Raw genomic sequence first — 8785 nt, forward strand, 5'->3', positions numbered from 1 at the left:
TCGAGTAGGGACAGGACGACACGCCATGAATCATGGCATCACGACGCATAGGCCGCACATCCCGTAATCTGATCCTTCACCAGTGCCCGCACCCCAGCAAGCCGATCCCCCACCAATCGGCGCACACCCTCACCCCTGACCAGGCCCGTCCCCACCGGCAGTCGCCACCCCGTTCCACTGCCATACGGTCCTCAATGACCTTCGAGGGTCTTCTGAGGACCCCGCCCGCAACCCGCCGTGGGGCACCCGATCCCGGCGACAGCCCGAGGTGAGGCCGTTCTCATGCGGCGGGAAGGCACGGCCCTGACCTGCGGTTCTAGCAAGTGAAGCCTGGTTGGGGCGAGGGCCGTGCTGGCTCGGAGGTCATCTCATTCGGCGAGTCTGCGGTAGCAGATGAGTGTGCAGGCGGTACTGGTGAAGGCAAGGAAATGCTCGGCCTCGCGCTCGTAGCGGCGGTGGAGGCCACGGCAGCCGGCAAGCCAGAGCTCTTCACCAGCGCGCCCGCAGACTGCGATCCTCGCCGGCCAGCTCGTTCACGGCTACTGAACAACAGGGGTATTACCTGGCTTTATCTCGGCGATCGGGAAGCCGCCAAGGCGGACTTCACGGCAGTCATCGAGGACGGGTACGCCGGGGACGAGGGCTGCACCTGCGCGCTCAACAACCGAGCTGACATCCATGACGATGAAGACGACGCGACTGACGCAGTCGCGGATCGAACGGCGGTTCTTGGTCTCGCCGAGACAACGCACAACCGGCGCTGCATTGCGCTAGGTCGCCGAGCGCCGGCCTACTGGAAGCAGGGAGATACTCCAGCTGTGGTTCATGATGATCCGTGGGGCAAAGTGGGGGCATGACTACGTACGAGACGATGCGGTTCCACCTTGAGACCGAGCGGCTGATACTGCGGCCGTGGGCCGAGTCGGACGCCGCTGAGTTCTGCGCCCTCCTCTCCGAACGCGGCAAGGGGACCCCCACGGTTGAGCACATCCGGACGTCCATCGCGGAGCTGCTCAATGCGACGGCGGCTACGGGGATCGCCCTGTTGCCCATCCAGCGCCGTGACGAAGGCGACTTCATCGGCTACTGCGGGCTGATCATCGGCCGCTCCACCGTAGAGGAGCCTGAAATCGCGTATGAGCTGTTCCAGCGCGCACATGGGCGTGGCTACGCCACCGAGGCGGCCAGCGCGGTGCTCGATGCCGCTATCGCGACCGGGCGGAAACGGCTCTGGTCGACCGTCGGTGCGTGGAACACACCGTCGCTCCGTGTCCTTGAGAAGCTCGGGTTCGAGCGGGATCACGTTTCGACGGAAGACAACGGTGAAGTGGTCTGGCTCACACGCTCGTTGCCGTGACGCGAGAGCACGCTCCCGGGGCTTCATACTCACATGATCGAGTGCGCTCCGGCGGAGCGCCAGACATGCCGAGATCGGCTAGTACTCCAGGTGTAGATCGTGATCTTCATGTCTGGGCTGGGGCTTGTCGACGGTAATGGCTGGCCTGTGATCGTGCCTGATGGCGGCGTCGCGAGTCGGACCAGTCGATCCGGTGAGCGAGGTCGTCCAGTGGCGGGACGGCGATGGTGAGGAATAGGTGCTGGATCTCGTTGCAGGTCAGCGGGGCCAGGTCGTCCGGACCAGTGCGTCGTGCGTGCTCATCTGCGCGGACGACGGCGAGGAAGACGTGAGCGAGCATGGCGAGGGTGACCCAGCGGCTCCAGGACGGGTAGCGGCGGACCTGGTGTTCATCGAGTCTGGCCAGCGCAGCACGTCGGCGCGGAACCTTCCCGCACCGGTCGCCACTTCGGCCGAGCAGGCAACCGCGAGGACATAGCCCAGACCGCGTTCTTCCAGGGCCGCCCGCAGTTTCGGGTTGCCGCCGTAGACCTCATCGCCCGCCACCCAGTCGATATGGTGCCCGGCGTCCGGAAGCCGTTCGGTCATCGTGCGGGCCAGCTCCGGCTTGGTCGCGAAGACGGCGTCCTCGGCCAGCCCGGCCGCCCGACAGCGGTCCGGGTCCGAGGTCCATGAGCGTGGGACGTACAGCTCCCGGTCCACGGCCGCGCGTCCCCGTGCCCCGGCGTAGACGAGATAGACGGCGACCTGGGAGTTCTCGATCCTGCCGGGGGCCCGTATTTCAATAACTGTCAGTGACGGGGTTCCGCAGGGGTTGTTCGGGCGTGTAGCTGTTCCAATGTGCGGGCGGGCGATCCGGGTATCGGCGTGACGAGGATCCGGTGCAGGTCCAGGAGCCGTTTTGCGTCCTGGTACTGGATGGACAGGTTGGTGCGGTTGACGCCCAGTAGTTGGGCCAGGAACGTCATGGTCACCGCTCTGCGGCGGCGCAGGATGGGTGCCAGGAGCCGGTGGGTGTGGTCCACGCTGCTGGTCTGTGGGTGGCGGTAGCTGCGCGGGCGGTGGAAGCGTCGCTGGAATGCTGCCTCGGCCAAGGCGTCCCAGAAAGGCTCCGAGACCGCCACCAAATACTCGAAGGCGGTTCGTGACATGCTGGTCAGGGCCGGATCGGTGAGCATCGCGGTCAGGGCCGGGTCGGTCCGGTGTGTCGTCGTCGGCGCGTCTGGCGCTCGGGGAGGAACGGGAGACAGTGTGTAGTTCCAGTCACCGTGGAAGGCGTTGGGTGTGATCGGAAGGGCGTGGAACTCGGCGGGTGTGACGCTGATGCCGAGGTCGTAGCTGCCTGTGTCCAGTTCGGCCCCGATGGTCAGGCCGGTCTTGGTCGTTGTGGCGGCGATGGTCTCGAGGACGACCTGGTAGCTGGTCAGCGGCCGCCCCCGCCAGTTCGCGGTGATGTGACAGAACATCCGGTGTTCTATCTTGTTCCACTTCGAAGTCCCCGGCGGTAGGTGACAGACCGTGATCTCCAGGCCGCTCTCTCGTGCGAAGGTGGCAAGGTTGCTTTTCCAGGTCCAGCGGCGGGGGTCGTTGGAGCCGCCGGAGTCGGCGGTGATCAGGAGCCTGCCGGCGTTCGGGTGGTCCGCCCGTCCGCGGTGCTGCCACCAGCGTCGGATGGACTCCACCGCGAACTGGGCGGTGTCGTGGTCGGTGCCGACGTTGACCCATCCGCTGTTGTTGGCGATGTCGTAGATCCCGTATGGGATCGCCATGGGCTGGTCGTTGGTGGTGAACGTGTGGCAGTCCACCTTGATCGCGTTCTTGCCCGGCCGCCAGGTGCGTCCGGGCCGGTCGCGGTTGCCGAGCCATTCCTTGGCCTTGGTGTCGACGCTGATCACCGGTTGGGTGTCGTTGAGGAAGGCGGTGGCGGTGGCATTCAGGTGGGTGAACTGGGCATCGCGGTCCGGATGGCTGATGCCCTCTGTTGTCTTCGCGGTTCCCTGCAGGCTGTAGCCCAGGGTGTGCAGCAGGTGTCCGACGGTTGAAGCGCTGATCGGGTGGCCCTGTGTGGTGAGGGTTGAGGCCAGGGCCCGTACCGACAGCGTGGTCCACCGCAACGGGGAGACGGGGTCGCCGCGGGTGTGCGGCTCGATCAGCGACTCCAGCGCGGGCAGCAGACCAGGGTCGGTGTCTGTCAGACGCTTGCGGCCCGCACCTGGAGCCCGGACCCGCAGGGTCGGTGAGGAGCAACCGGCCAACTCGGCCATACCTCGCGCGATGGTTGCAGTGCTGGTGCCGGAGGCGGCGGCGACCCGGACGATCCCGCCGCGGCCGAGGGCCGTCGCCTCACTGGCCAGGTACAACCGACGGCGGCGCTCATCGAAGTGCGGCAGGATCTGATCGAACTTGGCCCGCATAACACGAGCGGCAACGCGACCTGACAGACACGGAGTCATATCTCAGGCTCCCACCAACACCCCTCTGCCGAGCACTTATTGAAATACGGGCCCCGGCGGTTCCGGTGTACTGGCGCTGGACCCCTACGGTGCAGGTGCCCTTCTTCACGTCGCCGGTCTCGTCCACGACCAGGATCGCCTCCTCGTCGTGGAGATGCTCCACGACGTACTCGCGTACATCGTCACGCACCGCATCGGCGTCCCACGACGCCCTGCACAGCAGCCCCAGCATCAAACGCCCGGCCCGCAGCCGGGGTTCGACCCGGGCGACGCGGCCCGCGATACGGCCCATGGCCACCTCGAACGCATCCCGCCAACGGCCGGATCTATGCTGTGACCTGCGGCCACCGTCTCATCGTCAGTCCGCACAACTCACGATGATCAACGGTGGCCGCACCCGTATCCGCACCGGCTCCGACCAGCAAGCTCACGATCTACAGCTGGAGTATTGGGCGAGCCTACCGGCCTGCATTGGGTCCGGCACGGCCTGCCCAGTCTCGACGAGTATGCGGTCGACCTCCTTCCTTGACGGCGGCCGAGTCGTGGGGCATGTGGACATTGGTCAGCACGGAGACGGCTTGTGCCTGCTGGAGCAGGGACAGGGTCTGTGCGAGCGAGGACGCGTCCTCGCTGACCGAGTCGCCGAACGCGATCGTCGGCCGTTCGGGCACGATCCGCGGGGTGAAGAACTGCCGGTCGAGCAGCAGCATCACGAGCAGCATGTCGGCGACCGGCCGTCATCCGGCCGGTACCGGGGCGGAGTTGGGTGGCCGGGCTGCCGTCCGGTGTCGGGTCGGTCCGCCAGCGGGCCCGGAGTACCCCGTCGGGGCCGGGCAGGCCCACGGTGTGCAGAGCAGGGTGCGCTCGTCGGCGTACGTGGACACGAGCCTCGCAGCGATGGCGTCGAACGTCCGAGCGGTGAGCGCCGGGAACTCCTCGCTGTCTACGACGGCGCTGTGGATGCGCCGGCCCGCGTCCCGATCGGCGTCGGGCCCCGGCCGCACCGAGACCATCGAGATCAACTCGTTCCTGTAGCGGCCGCGAAGGGGCGGTGCGCCGTGTGGCACACCGCCCCTTCGGCGTGCCCGCTGCCGAAAGGCCGCGGGAACCCCGGGCCGGTAGAATGGTGCCATCAGGCCCGCGCTGGCAGCCGCAGGGGTGCACCGCCCGGTCGGGGCCTTCGCGAGAGTGCTGGGCTCATCTCCCGCAGACAGCACACGCACAGGTCGAGCCGGACACCAGCCCCACCGGGCCGTTGGTCCTCGTCGCGTGGACATCGTCGCACCCGGAAACGGGTAATTTCCTTCGCTGACACAGGAGTTGGCGCCATGAGCAATGTCCTGACCCGGGCGGCGGCCATCGCTTCCGCCGCCCTCCTGGCAACCACCGGAGCCTCGGTCGGCGTCACCCAGGCGTCGGCCCTGCCAAGGACCCCGACCTGCCATGTGGCCGACCTGGATCTGGCGGTCGGCGAGCCGGAGGGCACCGCGGGGTCGCTCCATTACCCGATCATGTTCACCAACACCTCAACCCACACCTGTGCGTTGCGCGGATACCCGGGCGTCAGCGTCGTAGATGCCCGGCACCACCAGATCGGCACCTCGGCGATCCGCACCGGCGAGCCGGTGGACACGGTGTCCGTCTTCCCGGACGACACCGTGACCGCCGTCCTCCGCACCAACAGCCCGGCCGTGGTGCCGAGCTGTCGGCCGACGTCGACCTACGTCAAGGTCTACCCGCCGAACAGCTTCCAGGCCGTGCAGATCCCCTACCACCTGCGGGTGTGCGGAGCCTTTGAGATAAGTCCGGTGCAAGCCTCGGAATGACGGCGGGAGAGAACCTGCATCGACACCCTGCCCCGCCAGATGGCGCGCTCCATGTCCTTTAGCAGCCCCCGTGGGTCGGACATCACACGTCTCCGGGCGGACAGCGCTTCCAGCGCGATCCGGGCCTGTTGCCGCCATCCGGTGCCCACGGCGTACTGCCAGCCGGCGGCTCCCGCCGCTCGTTGGGCAGCCGTGAACTTCACCGCGTCGTCCGGCTGGATCAGATGCGCCGGCCGGACGTCGATCAGCAGCGCGGTCCCTTGCGTCAGCACCGGAGAGTCCGGCGTGTGCCGTACGGGGCGCTGGCGCGTTGTGCACGCACCTCAGCGTCCGCCAGTATCAGCGGCCAAACGGAGACGTCATCGCCCTCTTGGTGATCGCTCCATCCAAAGGCGAACGGGAACGCGTCATCCCGATGTCTCCCGATCTCTTCCACGCCATCGCTCAGGTCGTCCGCCGCCAAACCCGAAACCGGCGGACCATCCCGCTCGTCAGCCGATACGACTCTCAGGAACGACTCTGGTCGGACCCCATGCCCTTCTTGTTCCAACGTCAGCTCGGAACAGCCCACGGCGTTCTCGCAACACGCACCGTCAGCGGGATGCTGGAGCGGAGCTGCAACGAGATCGCGCAGACGAACCCGGCGTTCGCCGACACGAAGTTCACCCCGCACGACTTCCGTCGGATCTTCGCCACCGACATCGTCAACGGAGGCCTCCCGATCCACATCGGCGCGGTCCTGCTCGGCCACCTGAACCTGCAGACCACCCAGGGTTACGTCGCGGTCTTCGCCGAGGACATCGTCCAGCACTACCAGGAGTTTCTGAACCACCGCCGAGCCTTGCGGCCCGAGGGCGATACGCCGACGTCACGGCGGCGGAGTGGGCGGAGTTCGAGGAGCACTTCGGCAAGCGTAAAGTCGAACTCGGAAACTGTGCTCGCCCCTACGGATCTCCCTGCCGACACGAACACGCCTGCATCCGATGCCCGATGCTGCAGGTCAACCCGAAGATGCTGCCCATGCACGCGGACATCGAAAAGGACCTGCTCCTCCGCCGCAAGCGTGCCGAGGAAGAGCAGTGACTCGGCGAGATCGAAGGCATCGACATGACCTTGGCCTTCGTCCGAACCAAGCAGGCTGACGCCGCCCGAGTCACCCAACGGACACCCGTTGCCCTCGCTATCCCGACGACCCGCCGGCCCGAATGAGACCCTGAAGCTCACCAACTTGTTCGCGAGCCTGGGAGGCAGCAGAGGGCGGGACTGTGGCAGAGGGGGTGTGAATGCGTCTCGGGTCGCGGCCGCCTGAACCCGTTCCAGTTGGGCTGGACACGACCGCTGCCTGCCGCTGCCTCCCGGGCGGTCGTATTCGGGCTGACCCTGTGAAGTCCCTGGTTACTGACGCTTGAGGCTACGCGTGACACCGGCCGCGACGGTCGTGGCGAAGACCCATCCCGCCGCGACCAGAAGCTGGGCGAGCCACTGGTGTGCGCCGGTGGGCGCGAACGCCTTCTCCTGACCGAAGTCGACGACCGCGAGCAGCAGGTCTGCCGCGTAGGCGAGGGCGTTGAATTGCGGCCCCTTGCCCGGTTCGGCTCGTGGAGGCCGTAGGTGACGGCGCCGACCAGTAGCAGCGCCAGTAGCCAGGTCACCGCGCGGGCGGGCCGGAAGCTGTAGCCGACGGTCACGTCCTGGATGTGTCCCCACAGCCTCGCGGGCCAGGGCAGGTTCCGGCGGTGTCTGCGCTGTGCGGCGAGCAGTACGGTCCGTGCCTCGCCGTCCTCGCCCGCACCGTGGTAAGTGTGGGAGTTGTTCGTAGCTGTTCGGTACGAAACCGTCCTGGTCGTGCTCAAGCAGGGACAGCCGCCGGGCTGCGGGTAGCCGGGGTGAGAGCGACTCGTAGACCAGCCCCTCCAGTCGGACCGCGTGGGGCCACACCGCCGGATCGGCCTAGATCGCCTTGAAGGTGGAGTGGTGCAGTCTGACGTCGCCCTTGATGGGCGCCGCGTCGCGGAGGGTGAGCTGGCGGGCCTCGCAGCTACTCAGGCCCAGCGCGACTCCTCCGCGATTGTGAAGCCGTGCCTCGATGAAGGAGATCCAGCCGCCTGCCCTGGTGCCGGTGAGTCTGACCTTGCCCTCGGCCCTGAGGCCACCCGCGTTGAGGACGGTGCCGAGGCTGAGGCTGGGCGCGTTGAGAGCAAGGGCTTGCGGGTTGTGCAGCCGGGCATCCTCGAGGTCGAGGGCACAAGCCACCTGGGCCGCCTCGAGTACGACCTCGCCTTGCGCCATCAGGCGCGGGGCACTGATGTTGCCCTCGACGCGGGCGTACCCCAGTTGGATCGGGCCGGACACCCGGCAGTGGGCGAGTAGGAGGTCGCCCTCGACGCGCAGGCCTGTCGCGGTGAGCGCGGGCAGCCTGGACGCGCGCAAGTCCAGCTGGCGTACGCGCGCTTCGCTCAGATCGGGCGTGTCCTCGAAGTCGCAGGCCATGAGCCGGATCGGATACGGGATCTCGGCGTACGCCAGGTCGAGTCGGCCGGTGATCGTCACCCCGCGCAGGCGCAGCGCGGGTATCTCGCCGTCCTCGGCCGGGCCGGAGAGCAACAGTCCGCGCAGCACCGCAGCACGTACGGATGGCCCCGCGACGTCTGGAAAGTCCGCGGCCCCGTGCTCCACGTCCACCGCTCCGCCCCGTGCAAAGGCATACCGGATGCGGGATTCGAGAGGGGTCAGGTCAGCGATTTCCACATACGGGACGCTACATCCGCCGGCCGCTTGGTCCCCCAGCGGGCTCATGACTGCTGTCGCTTCTCGCTTCTCGCTTCTCGTGAACGTCTCAGGAGGAGCGCCTGCCTGATGCTGCCGAAACTCACGGGCAAACGCTGTCGCTGGACGTGGACAAGCCAGACGGTGGTAGCTGTCTTACAGACAGCCCGACCACCGTTACCCCGACCTCGTCCTCATCCCCCTGCTGGCCGTCATCCTGCTCGTCTCCGCGGTCAAACTCGCCCGGCACGACTGACTCCCAAGAACCACACGAGCGTCTCGCCTTGACTAGTGCCGCATCAGGCAACGTTCGCCTTGTCGCGACGCGTCGCTCGGTTTGCTGCGCCGGACGGCATTGGATGGCCAGAATGATCTCGTGGCTG

General features: G+C 67.2%; 7 protein-coding genes and 4 pseudogenes. 5 read left to right on the forward strand and 6 right to left on the reverse strand.

Annotated features, from left to right (window positions below):
• Nucleotides 1–368 precede the first annotated feature (368 nt).
• Nucleotides 369–482 (reverse strand): annotated as a pseudogene (locus ACGFYQ_RS40115) (IS5/IS1182 family transposase); the annotation flags it as partial.
• On the opposite strand from ACGFYQ_RS40115, the gene ACGFYQ_RS40120 reads away from it, so the two are divergent.
• Nucleotides 429–857: a hypothetical protein gene (locus tag ACGFYQ_RS40120; RefSeq protein ID WP_393752020.1), complete on the forward strand. Its 429-nt coding sequence runs from the start codon at nucleotides 429–431 to the stop codon at nucleotides 855–857. The pseudogene ACGFYQ_RS40115 and the gene ACGFYQ_RS40120 sit on opposite strands and share 54 nt — an antisense overlap.
• The gene (locus ACGFYQ_RS40125; RefSeq protein WP_393752022.1) at nucleotides 854–1357 is read left to right on the forward strand and encodes a GNAT family N-acetyltransferase; all 504 of its coding nucleotides are present in this window, start codon (nucleotides 854–856) and stop codon (nucleotides 1355–1357) included. The genes ACGFYQ_RS40120 and ACGFYQ_RS40125 overlap by 4 nt, the downstream gene beginning before the upstream one ends.
• Nucleotides 1358–1463: 106 nt before the next feature.
• On the opposite strand, the pseudogene ACGFYQ_RS40130 reads toward ACGFYQ_RS40125, so the two are convergent.
• The 4 genes and pseudogenes from ACGFYQ_RS40130 to ACGFYQ_RS40145 all read right to left on the reverse strand — a co-directional run.
• Nucleotides 1464–2125, reverse strand: a pseudogene (locus ACGFYQ_RS40130) (transposase); the annotation flags it as partial.
• 3 nt (nucleotides 2126–2128) lie between these two features.
• Nucleotides 2129–3810 (reverse strand): annotated as a pseudogene (locus ACGFYQ_RS40135) (ISAzo13 family transposase); the annotation flags it as partial.
• Nucleotides 3731–4102: a transposase gene (locus ACGFYQ_RS40140; protein ID WP_393752024.1), complete on the reverse strand. Its 372-nt coding sequence runs from the start codon at nucleotides 4100–4102 to the stop codon at nucleotides 3731–3733. The gene ACGFYQ_RS40140 and the pseudogene ACGFYQ_RS40135, both read right to left, overlap by 80 nt.
• Before the next feature lie 166 nt (nucleotides 4103–4268).
• A complete protein-coding gene (locus ACGFYQ_RS40145) occupies nucleotides 4269–4532 on the reverse strand; it encodes a hypothetical protein (RefSeq protein ID WP_393752026.1) in 264 nt (87 codons plus the stop codon).
• Between the two features lie 175 nt (nucleotides 4533–4707).
• Here ACGFYQ_RS40145 and ACGFYQ_RS40150 point away from each other — a divergent pair, with 175 nt between their 5' ends.
• The 3 genes and pseudogenes from ACGFYQ_RS40150 to ACGFYQ_RS40160 form a co-directional block, all read left to right on the forward strand.
• Nucleotides 4708–4845 (forward strand): hypothetical protein, encoded by a 138-nt coding sequence (locus ACGFYQ_RS40150; protein ID WP_393752028.1) that lies wholly within the window; start codon nucleotides 4708–4710, stop codon nucleotides 4843–4845.
• A gap of 293 nt (nucleotides 4846–5138) precedes the next feature.
• On the forward strand, nucleotides 5139–5636 hold the full coding sequence (locus tag ACGFYQ_RS40155; RefSeq protein WP_393752030.1) for a DUF4232 domain-containing protein: 498 nt from the start codon (nucleotides 5139–5141) through the stop codon (nucleotides 5634–5636).
• A 415-nt stretch (nucleotides 5637–6051) separates the two neighbouring features.
• Nucleotides 6052–6366 (forward strand): annotated as a pseudogene (locus ACGFYQ_RS40160) (site-specific integrase); the annotation flags it as partial.
• Between the two features lie 1220 nt (nucleotides 6367–7586).
• On the opposite strand, the gene ACGFYQ_RS40165 reads toward ACGFYQ_RS40160, so the two are convergent.
• A complete protein-coding gene (locus ACGFYQ_RS40165) occupies nucleotides 7587–8384 on the reverse strand; it encodes a hypothetical protein (protein WP_393752032.1) in 798 nt (265 codons plus the stop codon).
• Nucleotides 8385–8785: the final 401 nt, after the last annotated feature.

It is taken from the genome of Streptomyces sp. NPDC048258 (assembly GCF_043201995.1).
GTDB lineage: Bacteria > Actinomycetota > Actinomycetes > Streptomycetales > Streptomycetaceae > Streptomyces.